The 17,544-nt window shown below is 44.4% G+C and carries 12 protein-coding genes; 2 read left to right on the top strand and 10 right to left on the bottom strand.

The window, feature by feature from the left end; all coding sequences use genetic code 11:
• Nucleotides 1-133: 133 nt before the first annotated feature.
• From IGJ15_RS02165 to IGJ15_RS02145, 5 genes are all read right to left on the bottom strand, one after another.
• A complete protein-coding gene (locus IGJ15_RS02165) occupies nucleotides 134-1,573 on the bottom strand; it encodes an MFS transporter (protein ID WP_010749980.1) in 1,440 nt (479 codons plus the stop codon).
• 243 nt (nucleotides 1,574-1,816) lie between these two features.
• The gene (locus tag IGJ15_RS02160; protein WP_010749981.1) at nucleotides 1,817-3,499 is read right to left on the bottom strand and encodes a ribonuclease J; all 1,683 of its coding nucleotides are present in this window, start codon (nucleotides 3,497-3,499) and stop codon (nucleotides 1,817-1,819) included.
• A 122-nt stretch (nucleotides 3,500-3,621) separates the two neighbouring features.
• Nucleotides 3,622-4,674 (bottom strand): aspartate-semialdehyde dehydrogenase, encoded by a 1,053-nt coding sequence (locus tag IGJ15_RS02155; RefSeq protein ID WP_010749982.1) that lies wholly within the window; start codon nucleotides 4,672-4,674, stop codon nucleotides 3,622-3,624.
• A gap of 304 nt (nucleotides 4,675-4,978) precedes the next feature.
• The gene (locus IGJ15_RS02150) at nucleotides 4,979-6,766 is read right to left on the bottom strand and encodes a glycoside hydrolase family 13 protein (RefSeq protein ID WP_005228237.1); all 1,788 of its coding nucleotides are present in this window, start codon (nucleotides 6,764-6,766) and stop codon (nucleotides 4,979-4,981) included.
• A gap of 160 nt (nucleotides 6,767-6,926) precedes the next feature.
• On the bottom strand, nucleotides 6,927-7,412 hold the full coding sequence (locus tag IGJ15_RS02145; protein ID WP_010749984.1) for a MarR family winged helix-turn-helix transcriptional regulator: 486 nt from the start codon (nucleotides 7,410-7,412) through the stop codon (nucleotides 6,927-6,929).
• A gap of 138 nt (nucleotides 7,413-7,550) precedes the next feature.
• Here IGJ15_RS02145 and IGJ15_RS02140 point away from each other — a divergent pair, with 138 nt between their 5' ends.
• Both IGJ15_RS02140 and IGJ15_RS02135 read left to right on the top strand, forming a co-directional pair.
• Complete coding sequence (locus tag IGJ15_RS02140; protein WP_010749985.1) at nucleotides 7,551-9,893, top strand: ABC transporter ATP-binding protein/permease; 2,343 nt, start codon at nucleotides 7,551-7,553, stop codon at nucleotides 9,891-9,893.
• A gap of 155 nt (nucleotides 9,894-10,048) precedes the next feature.
• The gene (locus tag IGJ15_RS02135) at nucleotides 10,049-11,398 is read left to right on the top strand and encodes an Nramp family divalent metal transporter (protein ID WP_010749986.1); all 1,350 of its coding nucleotides are present in this window, start codon (nucleotides 10,049-10,051) and stop codon (nucleotides 11,396-11,398) included.
• A 42-nt stretch (nucleotides 11,399-11,440) separates the two neighbouring features.
• On the opposite strand, the gene IGJ15_RS02130 is transcribed toward IGJ15_RS02135, so the two are convergent.
• From IGJ15_RS02130 to IGJ15_RS02110, 5 genes are all read right to left on the bottom strand, one after another.
• Complete coding sequence (locus IGJ15_RS02130; protein ID WP_010749987.1) at nucleotides 11,441-12,664, bottom strand: DUF1015 domain-containing protein; 1,224 nt, start codon at nucleotides 12,662-12,664, stop codon at nucleotides 11,441-11,443.
• Nucleotides 12,664-13,848 (bottom strand): phosphoglycerate dehydrogenase, encoded by a 1,185-nt coding sequence (locus tag IGJ15_RS02125; protein ID WP_010749988.1) that lies wholly within the window; start codon nucleotides 13,846-13,848, stop codon nucleotides 12,664-12,666. Before IGJ15_RS02125 ends, IGJ15_RS02130 begins: the two co-directional genes overlap by 1 nt.
• On the bottom strand, nucleotides 13,849-14,928 hold the full coding sequence (gene serC, locus IGJ15_RS02120) for a 3-phosphoserine/phosphohydroxythreonine transaminase (protein ID WP_010749989.1): 1,080 nt from the start codon (nucleotides 14,926-14,928) through the stop codon (nucleotides 13,849-13,851).
• A 125-nt stretch (nucleotides 14,929-15,053) separates the two neighbouring features.
• The gene (locus tag IGJ15_RS02115; protein ID WP_010749990.1) at nucleotides 15,054-15,980 is read right to left on the bottom strand and encodes an alpha/beta fold hydrolase; all 927 of its coding nucleotides are present in this window, start codon (nucleotides 15,978-15,980) and stop codon (nucleotides 15,054-15,056) included.
• A 512-nt stretch (nucleotides 15,981-16,492) separates the two neighbouring features.
• The gene (locus IGJ15_RS02110; protein ID WP_010749991.1) at nucleotides 16,493-17,521 is read right to left on the bottom strand and encodes a Gfo/Idh/MocA family protein; all 1,029 of its coding nucleotides are present in this window, start codon (nucleotides 17,519-17,521) and stop codon (nucleotides 16,493-16,495) included.
• Nucleotides 17,522-17,544: the final 23 nt, after the last annotated feature.

The following is a 17,544-nucleotide window of genomic DNA, read 5'->3' as shown; positions in this document are numbered from 1 at the left end:
AAATCCAAAAGCACAAATTCTGGCAGCTTTATTACATCCGTCCTTTTTCTGGTTCTTGTCAAGAAAAACAAAAAAACTGTTCTACCCTTTCTGAATAAGGAATAGAACAGTTCGACCTGATGACTTCAAGCGATCATAGCGTTTTCTTACGTCCGCCTTGTTTATAGATGCGCCAGACTGTTAAGAATAACGCCGTGATACAAAGAAGGAACGCCCCAAAGAAGGTGATTTTCATGCCATAGGCAAAAATATCTGCCCGACCTGCGATATAGGTCGTCACATGCTTCCCATAGGCTTGACTCATTGCGGCATAAAGAATCGTCGTTGCTAAGGATATCCCTAAGACCATGCCCAAGTTACGGGCAAAGGAATTTAGACTACCTGCCACCCCAAGATTTTCTTTGGTGACGCTGCTCATCACCATCGTATTGTTGGGGGATTGGAACAACGAATTGCCTAACCCCATGATGGCAGTAGCGACGACATAGTACCAAATCGGCGTATGCTGATTCATAAACATATACATCAGCTGAGTGATGGACAGCAACGCTAAGCCAGCTAAGACCAAGATCTCCGGTCCTACACGGTCGGTCAAATAGCCGCTAAGTGGTGAACCGATGACCATCATCAAAGGAAAGACCATCATCAGCATTCCTGCCACGCTCGGCGTTAAGCCTCGGGCACTTTGCAAGTAAAAGGGAATCACGACATTGACAAAAAAGTTTGCAGAAAAGATCAGCAACGCCGTGATCAGGCTCATGGTGAAAATTTTATTACGAAAGATCCCAAAGGTAATCAGCGGTTTGCTCACACGCGCTTCTACTCGCAAAAAGACGATGAATGCCACTAAGGCGATCCCCACCAACAGCAGCGGCAGCCACGTTAGAAAGCCACGCTCTTGTCCAAGAAAAATGCCGCCGAAGAAGCTGATAATTGCAATTGAAAACAGCACAAACCCGGTTTTATCGATGGAATCATGACTCATGGTGATATCTTTTGGCAACACCTTTTCTCCAGCAATCATTGTCAGAATACCGACTGGAACATTGATCCAAAAAATAAACGGCCAAGAAAAATGCGCCAAAATCACTCCGCCTAATCCAGGACCGGCGATGGATCCTAACGAAACAAAGGCACCAATCATCCCTAAGGCACGTCCTCGTTCACTCATAGGAAAAACTTCAGTAATGATTCCGGTATTTGTCGCCATCGTCATGCTGGCTCCGATCGCTTGCACGACTCGGGCAAATAGCAGAAATGCTAAGGAATGATTAAACCCGCATAACAGCGAACCGATAATAAAGATCAGCATCCCCAAGCGGAATACTTTGATCTTGCCCCAACTATCCCCTACCTTACCGAATAACAAAAGGCAGGCACAAACGATCATCAAGTAGACGGATACGACCCACTCCGCTTGATTCATAGGGACACCCATATCTGCCGAGATCGTCGGCAAAGCGATATTTACGATACTCCCATCCAGTGTTGACATAAAGGTAAACATCGAAACAGCAATGAGAATCCACCACTTTCTCTGTTGTACTATGGGATTTTCTTGATAACTATTCACAAATCGACCATCCTCTCTTTGCTTGTTTTGTTCCTCTAGTCTTAGGGGGACAACTTTGTATTATTGATCGAAATCCATTCGCCGTCAATCCTTATCTGCTCATCACGACCAAAATAAGGGTCATTTTGTAAAAAAAACGCCACCTGTTTTCTTACATAAAAAAAAGACAAAAGCTTCGGTGAAAAGAAATCGGCCGTCAAACGGCTATTCTTTCACCTGCTTTTGTCAGTAGGTCAAAACGAATTATTTACGGTTGCGATTTCTTTGGCTTGATTCCATGATGACCGGCAAGATGACGGGACGGCGTTTGGTTTGTTCAAACAAGAAACGACTCAAACGATCACGGATATCTTGTTTCAATTTGCTCCATTCAAACTCTTCATCATGAAGGTGTTTTTCTACGATTTCTTCCACGATCTCGCCACTTTCACGAATCAGATCGCGACTGGCTTTCACGTAGACGAATCCACGAGAAGTGATTTGTGGTGCAGAAATAATTTTCTTTTCACGACGATTGATCGTCACTACCGCAACGAAGATTCCGTCTTCAGATAAGACTTTGCGGTCTCGCAAGACAATATTCCCAATGTCACCGACACCGATCCCATCGATCATGACGTTTTCAGCTGGGACCGCACCTGCGGCAAGCATTTCGCCTTTTTTGTACTCTAACACATCTCCACGAGCAGTAATGAAGATATTTTTCATCGGAATCCCGACTTCTTGCGCCAAGTCCACATGGGCGGCTAATTGGCGGTACTCGCCTTGAATAGGGATAAAGTACTTCGGTTTCATCATATTCAACATCAGCTGCAGATCATTCGGGTTGGCATGACCAGAAACACGGAAATTATCCGAGATCTGTTTTACGGTACCGCCAGCGCGATAGATGATATCTTCCGTTTTCGCAACCACAGTTTCCATTGCCGTTGTCGGCGTCGTTGTGATGTAAACAAGATCTCCTTCTTTGATGCGCAGCGTCCGGTGAGAGCCGTTGGCCATTTTTTGCAACGCTTTGATTGGTTCACCCATACGACCTGTTTCTAAAATCAGCAACTGTTCGTCTGAGTATTTTTTCATTTCTTTTTGGGTGATCAGCAAGTCTTCGGCAGGTAATTTTAATTTCCCTAACTTCATGGCCGTTTTGATGATCCGACCAAAATCTTGCCCGGTCAAAACGACTTTGCGATCAGAACGAAACGCCGCATCTAATACTTGTTGCACCCGTTGCAAATTGCTGGCAACACTAGCAACGATGATTCGACCTTCCCAATAACGGATATTGTCGTAAACTTCATCTTGGATCGTCAATTCAGAAGCGATCGGCGTTGGATTTTCGGCATTTGAAGAGGTGCTTAGCAATGCTAAGACGCCTTCTTTTCCAATTTCCGCTAAGCGGCCAAAATCGGTTTGATACATAGGGATCGCTGTTTGGTCAAACTTGAAATCTCCTGTATAAACGATATTGCCAGCTTCTGTTTTGACGCTGATCCCAACAGAATCAGGGATAGAATGGGTCGTACGGAAAAAGCTGATGGTCGCATGACCAAAGTCGATCTCCGAATGTTCATCGATCACATGAAAATCTTTGAAGCGCTTGGTAGCTTCATTTTTATTCACGGTCAATTTTGCTAGTTCGATCGTTAACTCGGTCCCAAAGACTGGTACTTGGATATTCTCCAAGAAATAAGGCAATGCACCAATCGCATCTGCATGCCCATGGGTCAAGAAGACACCCGCCACACGGTCGGCATTTTCTTCTAAATATGTGAAGTCTGGAATCACTGTATCGATCCCTAATAATTCATTTTCTGGATAACGGACACCGCAATCCAGCACAAATATATCCTCGCCAACTTCAGCAATGTACATGTTCTTTCCGTTTTCGCGTACACCGCCAAGAGGAATGATTTTTATCGTTTCCACTTTTATTCACCTCTTAATTTTTTTCTACTGTATTATTTCCCAAGCATAAGCCGTCCCTATTATTATACAACAAAAAAAAGAAAAGCGTGGCATTCACCACACTTTTCTGAAAAACTTATGGTTTACACATGAACTAATCCTTGCTGATGCAGGCTTTCGGCGATTTGAACGGAGTTCCATGCCGCACCTTTCAGCAAATTATCAGAAACGACCCATAAATGCAAGCCGTTTTCGACATCCAAATCTTTGCGAATCCGACCAACAAAGGTTTCTGTTTTGTCCACACTGGTCAAAGCTTGCGGGTACACTTGTTGACTTGGATCATCTTGCAAGACGGCTCCTGGCGCTTCGCTGATCCACTGTCTGACTTCCTCAACACTAGCATGGTCTTTGGTCTCGATATAAATCGACTCTGAATGACCGCTAAACACAGGGATCCGAACACACGTAGCTGCTACTTTGATCTGCGTATCTTCCATGATCTTCTTCGTTTCATTGATCATTTTCCACTCTTCGTAAGTATAATCCTCTTCGGCGAAAACATCGATTTGCGGCAAGGCGTTAAACGCGATCGGGTAGTGCTTCTTGTCGCTGCCTGCTGGTAAAATCTCAGGGTTTAGTTCATCAGCGGCTTTGCCAGCTAATAATTCTTGAGATTCACGAGTCAATTCAGCCAAGGCTTGGGCGCCAGCACCTGAAACTGCTTGATACGTTGAAACCAAGACCCTCGATAAACCGACTTTTTGACGAATTGGTTCTAACGCCACCATCATTTGAATCGTTGAACAATTCGGATTGGCAATGATTCCTTTATGTTGCGCTAATGCATGAGGATTCACCTCAGGAACGACTAGAGGAACATTCGGGTCCATCCGAAAATGACTGGTATTGTCGATCACGACTGCACCGTGTTTGACTGCTTCTGGAGCAAATTGTTTTGAAATGCCGCCACCGGCACTGAACAATGCAATATCGACGCCTGCAAAGGAATCTGTGGTCAGCTCTTGAATAACGAGCGGTTCATTTTTGAACACAAGGGTCTTCCCAGCAGAACGTTTGGATGCCAACAACGTTATTTTTTTGATCGGCAACGTGGTCTTCTCCAACATCTCAATCATTTTTGTTCCTACTGCGCCGGTAGCCCCGACAACTGCTACGTGATACCCTGTACTCATCAAATCACTCCTCGAATAAAAATACATTTTTACTAGTTTATCATATCTTGTAAAAAAGAAAAGACCTTTCGTGGAAAGAAGCGCAAAAAGAAGGCTATACTGTCTAAATTTTTAATCTTTTTACCCTTTGCAGAAAAAATCTACCTATATTTAAGGGTTATCATTTGTCACATTCAGGTGTTATAGGATATAATACCGACAGAAGGAATTTTGGGGAAGATTCTTTCCAACGTGCATGGGGAAATTAAAAATACCCAAAACATTGAATGAGGCAAGAATTGCATATGCAATTCTTGCCTCATTTTTATGCTTCATTCGATTCTTCGTTGTTTACTTTCACGATAGCAAAGCCTTTGTTATCAATAATCATCGTTTCATCTTCCAGTTGGACAAACTGTTCCATCAGGATCGAATCAGGACGAGAAAGGGTGATTTGGTCATCGCCCGTATTGAAAATACCGATGATCCGCTGTGCCCCTAACTCTCGTTCGAAAATGATCAGTCCATCCTCTTCCGAAACCCAGTTCCAACTCAAGGAACCTTCTGATAAGACTTTCTGGTTGTCTTTGCGAATGCTGATCAATGAGCGAGTGAAATGCAGGAGATCACGATCTTGCTTTTCTTCTTCCCAAATCATACATTTGCGGCAATCCGGGTCCATATCGCCGGTCAAACCGATCTCATCACCGTAATACAGGCAAGGAACGCCTTGTTGCAGATACGTAAAGGCCATCACTTGGCGCATCAAGTCTTTGTCTCCTCGAGCCAAAGTTAACAAGCGTGGGGTATCATGAGAATCCAAGATATTGAACTGTACCTGGTTGGTTTGCTCCCGATACAACATCAGCTGGTTATTTAATTCCGAGACCATTTTCGTCATGGAGATCTCGTCTTTGACAAAATATTCAATGATTGCATCCGTAAAGGCGTAATTCATGACTGCATGAAACTCGTCGCCTTGTAACCACCGTTGAGAAGAGTGCCAAATTTCCCCAAGGATATAAAAATCATCTTTGGCATCATCACACACTTGGCGGAATTTTTTCCAGAAGTGGTGACTGACTTCATTGGCAACGTCCAAGCGCCAAGCATCGATATCAAACTCTTCGATCCAATAACGAGCGATCTTCAACAAATAATCTTGCACGTCGGGATTTTCTGTATTGAGTTTTGGCATATGCGGCGTAAAGGCAAACACATCATAGGTGATGTCATAAGCATCTTCAAAGTTTTCCCCTTCTTTGTAGTTGACAGGAAACTCATTGATGTGGAACCAATCAGCAAAGGGCGAATCTTTGCCGTTTTTGATGACATCTAGCCATTGATGCGAAGTATCCCCCATATGATTGAACACAGCATCTAGCATGACTTTAATGCCGCGTTTGTGGCATTCCTCCACTAAGCGTTTAAAGGTATCGTTATCTCCAAACGCTGGATCAATGGCTAAATAATCGATGGTATCATACTTGTGATTCGAATAGGCCTCAAAAATCGGACAGAAGTAGATTCCATTGATGCCTAGATCGACGAGGTAATCCAAATGATCGATGACCCCTTGCAGATCCCCGCCGAAAAAGTCTTGGCGATCGGGATTTTTTGAGCCCCAGGGCAATACACCTTCTGGATCATTTGATGGGTCCCCATTTGCAAAGCGTTCAGGGAAGATTTGATACCAAACGGTTTCTTTTGCCCACTCGGGAATTTTGAAACGATCGGCTTCTTGGAAGTAAGGCATCCGAAAATAATTGTTGTTCATTTCTAAATATTGCTGCTCAAAAGGATAGACCCCGTGGTCTCCATAAAAGACATGCAACCCATCGTAACTTTCGATGGAAAAGCCGTAAGACAAACGGCGGAATTCTGCTCCGACCGATACTTGCCAATAATCATGCAAGTCCGTGGAAAGAATTTTTTTCATTTCAATTCTTTGCTGGTACCAAGCTTCTTTATACAGTGTGTAAGGATCACCGCAAAGCAGCTGGACATGGCGGACGTCTTGACGGGCGGTACGCAAACGGATATGCATTTTATCCTTCTCGTACAAATACGCAAATTCACTTTCGGGACGATGATAAATGGCAGTAGTATTCATAGCAGACTCCTTTGACTTGTTTGATATACTCATTGTCGCACAAATCAGAAGTCAAAACAAGAGAAAAACGCAATCGGTTGCTTTATCTAAAAAATCGATAATATAAGTTAATATGAAATTAATTCAGCAATTGAAAAGCAAACGATTGCTTCGCCCTTTTTTAATCAAACGGCGTATTTTTCTCACATTGATTGCCAGTCCGTAAAATGTCATATTTCCGCAAGATCCCCACTGCCTCCGTCAACGACTGACTCAACTGCTGGATATCTTCTGCAGCCATTTGAGCGGTTTTGGCATTCAAGCGGTCTTCCACTTGTTTTTTCTTTTGGACAAACAACTGCTTCCCAGCTTCTTCCAAATAAACATTGACGTTGCGGCGATTGACGCCGTTGGTTTTGCGGACCACAAAGCCAGCCTTTTCTAACCCCGAGATCGAACGACTGATTTGGACTTTTGACGTACCGATTTGCTGGGCCAACTCGGACATCGTGATTCCTTCATTACTAGAGATCACCACGAGTTCCAAGATTTCCATTTTGGTCAATTTTAAATCTTCCAGACCGATTTCTTCAAACAATATGTTTCCCATCAGCGAAAAGATTTCCGCAAATACCGCCATATTGAATGTTCCTAACGCTTTTTCCATACTCTCCCTCTTTTCTGTCTTTAGTTTAGTATAAATTATTTGTTTAAACAATGATAATCGTTGATTTTTGTTAACCATTATGATAGCGTGGTTACATAATGAAAATAATCGTGAAAACGGCAAGAAAAGAGTGACAGCATGTTAGAATTAAAAGATATCAAGAAGTATTATACGGTTGGCGCCAGTACTACAAAAGCCCTCGATGGTGTCTCCGTCGCCTTTCGTAAACAAGAGTTTGTTGCCATTTTAGGGCCAAGCGGCTCTGGGAAAACAACCATGTTGAACGTGATCGGCGGCTTAGATAATTACGATTCTGGTGATATGATCATCAACGGCAAATCAACGAAATCCTTTAAAGATCGTGACTGGGATGCGTATCGGAACAATTCGATCGGCTTTGTCTTCCAAAGCTACAATTTGATCAGTCATTTAGGCATCATCGACAACGTCGAGCTTGGGATGACCTTGAGCGGTGTGTCAAAAGAAGAAAAACGCGCCAAAGCAACCGATGCTTTGACGCGTGTAGGCTTAGCTGAGCATATGCACAAAAAACCAAATCAGCTTTCTGGTGGTCAAATGCAGCGGGTAGCGATCGCTCGTGCCTTAGCAAATGATCCTGATATCCTTCTTTGTGATGAACCAACAGGTGCCTTGGATTCAGAGACCAGTGTCCAAATCATGGAACTGATCCAAGAACTATCAAAAGAAAAATTGGTCATCATGGTTACTCATAATCCTGAATTGGCGCACAAATACGCTGGACGGATCATTGAGTTCAAAGACGGACGAATCATTAAAGATTCGAACCCTCATGTCGAAGGACAAAAGAAAGACCAATTCGAATTAAAACACACAAAAATGAGTTTCATGACTGCCTTACGTTTGTCGTTTAACAATATCCGCACCAAAAAAGGGCGCACCTTCTTGACAGCCTTTGCTTCTAGTATCGGGATCATCGGAATCGCCATTGTTTTGTCACTGTCAACGGGATTCCAAAAACAAATCGACAATACCCAGTCAGAAACATTAGCTCGTTTTCCGATCACGATCTCGCAAGTAGCCACTGAACAAGATCCATCAGCCATGGGAACGCGGGAGAAATCTGAAGATTTCCCTTCAGATAAAGAGGTCACTGCCAAATTAAGTGATGCAGATCGTGCAACCCATATCAATAAAATCGATCAAGAGTTTCTCGATTACATCAACGACATTGATCCTGAATTAAGCAACAATATCGGCTACACTCGTTCCACTTCCTTGAACCTTTTCCGTAAGATCGATGATACTGTGGAACAAGTCAGCTTCTCCAATGCATCACCTGACAATGAACAGACCAATGCCATGATGTCTGCCATGAGTGCCTCCACCGGGATTGGGGTTTCGACTTTCCCCGAGCAGTTATCAGAGGATAACGGCAATTTCTTAAAAGACAACTACGACCTTTTAGAAGGCAGCTACCCAAGTGCTAGCACAGATGTCGTTTTGATCGTCGATGAAAACAACGTAACGAATGTCAATGCATTGATCAATCTCGGTTTTGACATTGAAGATGGCGACAAGGTGTCCTTCGACGATATCGTGGGAACAAAAATCACATTGGCGTCTAATGATGCCTTTTACACCGAATTACCAACTGGAAACTTCATTCCAAATCAAGATTTAAATGAAGTTTTCGATAACAGCGGCAACAAAGAACTAACGATCAGCGGAATCTTACGTATCAAGCAAAACTCTACGATGAACTTGCTGTCAACTGGCATTGCCTACAGTGATGCCCTCGCGCAAGAAGTCATCAAAGAAAACCAAGACTCAGCGATCGTCCAAGCCCAAAAAGACAGCGACACCAACGTGATGACGAATGAACCCGTTGACGAAAGTGCCAAAGATTCATTGATCGCTTATCTTGGCGGCAGTGATTTACCAAACAGCATTATGATCTATCCGAATGATTTCAGTGCCAAAGAAAAAATCCTTGATTACTTGGATGACTTCAACAAAGGCAAAGACAAAGAAGACCAAATCGTTTATTCCGATTTAGCGGGTACGATGACTCAATTGACTGGTGGCTTGATGGATGCCATCACCTACGTCTTGATCGCTTTTGCAGGAATCTCCTTGGTAACTAGCATGATCATGATCGGTATCATCACCTACACCTCTGTGCTAGAACGTACGAAAGAAATTGGGGTCTTAAAAGCATTAGGTGCTCGTAAAAAAGACATCACCCGCGTCTTTGATGCCGAAACCTGTATTTTAGGGATCGCTTCAGGAGCTTTAGGTGTCCTGATTGCTTGGTTAGCCACATTCCCGATCAACGCGATCTTATATAGTATGACTGATCTCGAAAATGTTGCTCAATTAAATCCAGTCCACGGCCTGATCTTGATTGCCGTCAGCACCGTCCTAACGATGATCGGCGGCCACATACCAGCTCGAATGGCAGCGAAAAAAGATGCAGCGATCGCTTTACGCGCCGACTAATTTTATAAAAAACCTAACAGACAGCAGCCATTCCTTTGGCTGCTGTTTTTTTGTCCTTCCTTCTGACGTCCAAAAGGTTTCTCTTGAAAAATTCATAAATGAGGAATACAATAGATTTGTTTTTAGGTATACCTAAAAAGATAGGACGTGAAACGATGAATGAAGAAAAAAAATTGATCCAAGCGGCCAACGGTCCTAGCTTGGAAGAAATAAATAATACAGTTGCCATTCCAAAAAACGGTAGCTTTTGGCGCAATCTTTTAGCGTTTTCTGGTCCTGGGGCATTGGTAGCCGTGGGCTATATGGACCCAGGAAACTGGATCACCTCGATCGGTGGCGGTGCTGAATATGGCTATCTCTTACTTTCTGTGATCTTGATTTCCAGTTTGATCGCTATGCTGCTGCAATACATGGCAGCCAAGCTAGGGATCGTGACCCAGATGGACCTTGCGCAAGCAACTCGTAAACACACCAGCAAAGGCTTAGGCTTTGTCTTGTGGATCGTCACCGAATTGGCTATCATGGCAACGGATATCGCGGAAGTGATCGGAGGAGCGATCGCTCTCAATCTACTATTCGGCTTACCTTTATTAGTTGGGGTCATCTTAACGATTTTCGATGTACTGCTTCTGCTCTTTTTAATGAAATTGGGTTTCCGAAAAATCGAAGCGATCGTCATGACACTGATTTTGGTCATTATGCTGGTCTTTTGTTACGAAGTCATTATTGCTCAACCAAATTTGCCTGCTGTCTTGCAAGGCTTTATTCCCCAAAAGCAAGTCTTGAACCATGGGCAGCTGACAATGGCGTTGGGGATCGTTGGTGCGACTGTGATGCCGCATAATCTCTATCTGCATTCTTCGATCTCCCAGTCACGAAAAATCGATCGCAGCGATACCCAAGAAGTGGCAACGGCCGTGCGGTTCGCTACTTGGGATTCCAATATCCAATTATCCGCTGCCTTTTTGGTCAATTGCCTGCTTTTGATCTTAGGAAGTGCCTTGTTCTTTGGTCATAGTGAAGAAGTCGGCACCTTCTCCGCGCTGTTTGATGCTTTGCAAGATTCCTCCATTGCTGGTGCTGTCGCCAGTCCAGTCTTGAGCGTTCTGTTTGCCGTGGCGCTCTTGGCATCTGGTCAAAATTCAACGATCACTGGGACACTGACGGGGCAAGTCGTGATGGAAGGATTTATCCATATGAAGATCCCTACTTGGGCGCGACGTCTGATCACCCGTGGCTTATCGGTGATCCCCGTTTTGCTTTGTACGATTTACTTTGGCGGTAACGAACAAGCCTTGGACGATCTGCTGATCTATTCGCAAGTCTTTTTAAGCATCGCCTTACCCGTTTCGATGATTCCGTTGGTTCTTTTTACCAGCTCAAAAAAAATCATGGGGGAACGCTTCAAGAATCCGCTATGGGTCTCTACCTTAGGCTGGATCTGTGCCCTTGCACTGACGGTCTTGAATGTCCGCTTGATCATCGAAACACTCGGCAACTTCTAATAGAAAAAAAGCTTACGAGCTAGCCTCGTAAGCTTTTTTTGGTTAATTCGTTTCTAAATCATGTAAAAACAGACCGCTCAACAGTTTTGGTTCAAACCAAGTTGATTTTGGCGGCATAATTTCTCCCGCATCGGCGACTGCCAAAAGATCGGCCATTTGCGTTGGATACATGGAAAAGGCCAATGTCCATTCTCCGCTATCTACCAAACGTTCCAATTCTTCTGGACCACGAATTCCGCCGACAAAATCAATGCGTTTGTCTGTCCGCACATCTTGGATCGCGAAAATATCAGCCAGCACGTATTGTTGTAAAAGCGACACATCCAGCTGTCCTACCGCATCTTGCGGCACAGCTTCCGGCTTGATGGTCAACTCCCACCACGCATGGTTTAGGTACAGATGAATCGAACCACGTTGCGCTGGTTTCTTCCTTGTAGTTTCTCGAATCGTAAAATGCTGGGCTGCCTGCTCAAAAAAGTTTTCTGGCACTGGTACCCGCAAAACCCGATTGTATTCCCAAATCGCTAATTCATTTTCTGGGAATAAAATCGCTAAAAAGCGGTCGCTTTCTTGACTGCTTTGGCCATCGGCTCGCTTTTGCAAGCCGACTTTGACTGCTGACTCTGTGCGGTGATGCCCATCCGCAATATAAAGGGCATCTACAGCTTGAAACTGCTGGGCAAAAGAGGCGACTAGCGCTGGATCATCGATCAGCCAAACACGATGTTGCACCTCATGATAGCTGACAAAATCATAGATTGGCGCATGCTCTGCTTGCCACGCATCGATCGCTTCTTTGACTGCTGCTGGTTGGCGATAGCTCAAGAAAATCGGACTTGTATTGGCATCACATGCCAGAATATGATTGATCCGATCGATTTCTTTTTCTGGACGGGTAAACTCGTGTTTCTTGATTTTCCCAGCGACGTAATCATCGATCGAGGTACAGGCGACAAGCCCCGTTTGGCTTCTACCAGCCATCGTCAATTCATACAAATAATATGCGGGCGCCGTTTCTTGAATCAACCAGCCTTCTTCTTGAAAAGATGCAAGATTTTCCGCCGCTTTTTGATACACCTGTGGATCATAAGGATCGATTCCTGGCAAGTCGATCTCCGAACGGTCGATGTGGAAATAGCTGTAAGGATTGCCTTGCGCAAACGCTGCGGCTTCTTGTGAATTGACCACGTCATACGGTAGCTCGGCCACTTTTTCTGCCAATGAGGCTTCTGGACGAATGGCTTTAAACGGAAATACTTGAACCATTAATACCCAACCTCCTGATTCTTGATGACCCGTACACGAACGATATTTTCGTTCTCCCGCAGTTTATCGGCTAATTGATTCAATAAGGCTTCATCTTCAGAAGCGACATCGGCTAGGGTGTAAGCAAAGTCTTCCCGTCCACGATTCAGCATATTGTCGATATTGATTCCAGATTCCGCAATGATCGATGAAATCTGACCTAACATATTCGGTACATTGCGATTGATGATCGTCAGACGATAAGGCGAATGAAAAGCCATCTCAACATTTGGAAAATTCACTGAGCGCTTGATGGTTCCAAATTCCAAGAATTTTTTCAATGTTCGGGCTGCCATTTTGGCACAGTTGACTTCGGCTTCTTCTGTTGATGCACCTAAATGCGGCAAGACGAGGACTTTTTCATTGTGCAGCAATTGTTCATCCGCAAAATCAGTCGTATAGCCCGCTAGACGGTCAGCTTTTAACGCACGTAAAACGGCATCTGTATCGACGATTTCTTTACGAGAAAAGTTGAATAGCTTCGTTGTTGGTTTCATTTTCGCAAGTTCGGCTTCCCCGACGAGATGATGCGTGTTTTCCATTAGCGGCACATGAACCGTAATAAAATCACAGGTTGAAAAGACTTCCGCAATATCATTGGCACGCTTGACCCGACGAGAGATCGTCCAAGCAGTATCCACTGACACGTAAGGATCATAACCGACTACTTCCATCCCTAGACGATAAGCATCGTTGGCGACCATCGCTCCAATAGAACCAAGGCCGATGATTCCTAACTTTTTGCCTTCTAACTCTGTTCCAGCAAATTGACTTTTTTGCGCTTCTGCTTGTTCTTCCACATTATCACCGCTCAAGGTTTGGACCCATTGGGCACCTCGTAAAATCGGACGGACACTTAAGAGCAGACTAGCGATCACTAATTCTTTGACCGCATTGGCATTGGCGCCTGGCGTATTAAAGACGACGATCCCTTTTTCAGTACATGCTTTGACGGGAATGTTGTTGGTCCCAGCCCCTGCACGGGCAATACCTAAGACACTTTCAGGAAAAGCGTAATCGTGCAATTTCTGGCTGCGCAGCAAAATCCCTTGCGGTTGGTCGCTTTCGTTGATGGCATACTTTTCTTTTTCTAAACGCTGTAATCCTTCTGGTGCGATCGCATTGAATGTTTTGATTTGGAACATTTATTTGACCTCCGCTTCAAATGATTTCATAAAGTCGACTAACGCTTGAACGCCAGCTAATGGAAAGGCATTGTACAAGCTTGCTCGCATTCCTCCAACGGAACGATGCCCTTTCAAGTTCTCAAAGCCAGCTTTGACAGCTTCTTCATTGAAGCGCTGATCTAATGCTTTATCCCCTGTCACAAAAGGAATATTCGTTAGTGAACGGCTATCAACAGCCACAGGACTACTGTAAAGAGCAGAGGCTTCGATCGTTTCGTATAAAAGCGCCGCTTTTTGGCGGTCTTGTTCTAAAATGGCAGGAATGCCGCCTAATTCTTCCAACCATTCAAACACCAATTTAGCAATATAGATAGCATACGTTGGTGGTGTATTGTACAATGAGTCATTTTTAGCCTGTAGACGATAATCCAGCATTGGAGCGAAGACAGCATCATCATTGAGTAAATCTTCTCGGATGATCACTACCGTCAACCCTGCAGGACCAATATTCTTTTGGGCCCCAGCATAAATCACACCAAAGTCTTCTACGCGATAGTCATTGGCTAAAATATTTGAGGACATATCCGCTACGATCGGCACGTCGCCAGCCTGCGGAATCGTTTGAAAGGCCGTCCCTTCAATGGTGTTGTTCGTGGTGATATGCAAATAAGCCGCTTCTTGATCGATCGCATCTTCTGAAATTTCTGGAATATAGGTAAAGTTTTGATCCTCACTAGAGGCAACAACTTCCACCGTCACGTTTCCAAGCGCTTTTGCTGCTTCAATAGCTTTTTTCGACCAAGAACCGGTATTTACGTATAAGGCTTTTTTGTTTTGTGCAAGATTTAAAGGGATCATACTGAATTGGAGACTCGCGCCGCCTTGTAAAAACAGTACCTGATAGTTTTCAGGAATTCCCATTAATTTTCGTAAAAGTGCTTCTGCATCTTTAATGATCGCTTCAAACAAGGAGGACCGATGACTCAGCTCCATAACGGACATCCCACTTCCGCGGTAATTCAAAAGTTCGGATTGTGCTTTCTCCAATACGGGACGGGGCAATACGGCAGGACCAGCTGAAAAGTTATAAACTGTCATACAAAAAATCTCTCCTTTATGTTAGATGTGAAAATCATTATAACAGATAGCCGAAAATGAAAAAAGCCTTAAAAGAGAAAATAATTTTGAATTTTCAGAAAAGACTACCAATTTCTTAACGTTCGTCATTTCGGCATTTTTTCAAACAGCCAGCGAGAAATTTCATTGTAAACGATCTCGCGATTGCGCTCATTCAAAATCTCATGCCGGCCCTGCTCAAGCAAATACATCGTCACGTCAGCATTTTGCTTCAGCTGCTGAGCCAATTGGCGGACGCTTTTGCCATAGTGCCCCACAGGATCATCTGCACCTGAAATCAAGAGCAGCGGCAATTCTGGATCAATCCTGCGCAGTTGATCCGGATCACTGGCAGTTTGCGTCAATGTAAAGAGATCCTTGTAAGCCGCTAAGGAAAAATGAAATTGCGTGTAAGGGTCCTTCAAGTAGCGATCCACTTGTTGCGGATCACTGGTCAACCAATCCTTGGCGGTCCGATTGGGACGAAAACGCCGGTTGTGCTGGCCAAAAACCAGCTGTTCCATTACGTGATAAGGCCATTGCTGAGCGGCAAACGGGCGCAACAAGTTCGTGACAAGTTTGCCTCCTTGCATCAGCACGGCTTTTTCCATCGTGGTGCCCATGATGATCGCTCCTGACAATGGATGTGGCTGACTAAACAAATAATTCCGCAACACCAGAGACCCCATACTGTGCCCTAAGATAAAGCATGGTCGGTCTGGGTAGCAAGCAGCTGCGTACTGATGGACCACTCCCACATCTGCCACTAAATAGTTGGCGCCCTCTTTTTCACCAAAATGCCCATAGGCCTGTGTTTCTTTCACGGATTGCCCATGCCCTAAGTGATCATGACCGACCACCGCATAGCCTTGCGCAGTCAAACATTCCGCAAACTCGTGGTAACGTTCAATGTGTTCGATCATTCCGTGAACGATTTGCACGACTGCTTTCGGCTGTTCTTCTGGCAGCCACGTTTTGACAAAAAGCTGATCCTTCCCATTTGATGAAGTCAGCTTTTCTTGATTCATCCTCATAGTTCGCACCTCTTTTGCTTTTTCTTTTCCCTTCGCCAAATAAAACGGTCGTTTTCTTTATTATACATGGAATTTTAGGCTATGGCGGTAGGAGTTGGGAATTTTCAAGGATAAAAAACCACGCAAAACGTGAGAAGTTCAAACATATGTAGCACAATAGCCACCCCTATTTGCGGTAAGAGTGACTATTGTGCGCTTGTTGCAACTTCCAAGCGTGTGGGTTAGCGACAACTTGCCTAGCTATCGCCTCGCTTATCTAACCAATAAGCGTATAGATCGAGGTACCTCGAGTGATCCTACTAACCCAAACCATTCAAAACAGTATTCTTTAACTGAACATCAAGTACCTTAACCAAAGCTTCTTTTGAAAATTGTTTCCCCTTCACATGATTATGGGTCACTTATGATGTCAAGAAATAAAAAAACTGGGACAGAATGAACATCATTCTCTCCCAGTTTTTGCTTCTCGCACTCGTTCGGTTACATGGATAAAGAGCTGCTTCCTCTATCTCTTACGCTGTAGCAAAAATGCGTTCGATCAACTGCATCACTGCTCGGACTTCTTCGTTTTTAACGATAGGTTCGGCACCGTTGCGTACAACGTTGTAAAAATTCTTGTAGAAAGGTTCAAAATCCGCTTCGGCTTTCGGGAAAGGAATTTCTTTGGCTGCCAATTCCGATGGGGGTGCCATCGTTTTCGTCAAGCCGACGCCTGCTTGGACTGGTTTTGGTGCTGCCACATCTTCGCGACCTGTTGCTTGCACCATTTCCCCATTTAAATCCCAATCGGTGATGGTGGCTGTTCCTTCTGTGCCTTTGATGTACCAGCGAGGCAATTGCGTGTAATTGGAAGTTCCAACTTCCACGATTGCTTTGACCCCATTTTCAAAGGTAATCAAAGCGAAGAACCCATCATCGACTTCTTCCCCCAACACAAAGCTAAGATCCGCTTTAACATCTTTCACTGGACTGTCGATCAGCCATAGCATTTGATCCAGCAAGTGAACGCCCCAGTCTAAAAGCATTCCCCCACCTTGTTTTTTCACATGGCGCCAGTCTCCTGGGATGCCGTTTGCCCCTTGGACCCGTGACTCTAATTGGAACAAATCACCGATCTGTCCATTACGGTACAGTTCGCGTACAAGTAGAAAATCAGGATCCCAACGGCGGTTTTGGTGAACCATAAAGGTATTGCCAGTTTCTTGGGCAACCGCCACGATCTCATCTAGTTCCGCAGTATTCAGCGCAACAGGCTTCTCGCAAACAACATGTTTGCCTGCTTTCAACGCAGCGATCGATAACTCTTTGTGCAAGTCATTAGGTGTGGCGATCAATACTGCTTCGATCGTCTCATCGGCTAAGACTTCATCATAGCTTTTAAAGATCTTATGGCCTTTTTCTTGGGAGATCGCTTGACGTTCTTCATTGATATCGTAAGTTCCTACGATGTGGATTCGTTCGTTTTCATTTGGTAAGATATTGTGGACATGGTACGCACCCATGCCGCCATATCCGATTACTGCAAAATTGATTGCACTCATGTCTGACACTCCTCGGTTTTCTT

Source organism: Enterococcus sp. AZ079, from assembly GCF_050547255.1.
Lineage (GTDB): Bacteria > Bacillota > Bacilli > Lactobacillales > Enterococcaceae > Enterococcus_D > Enterococcus_D casseliflavus.
This window is presented reverse-complemented; position numbering and strand designations above follow the sequence as displayed.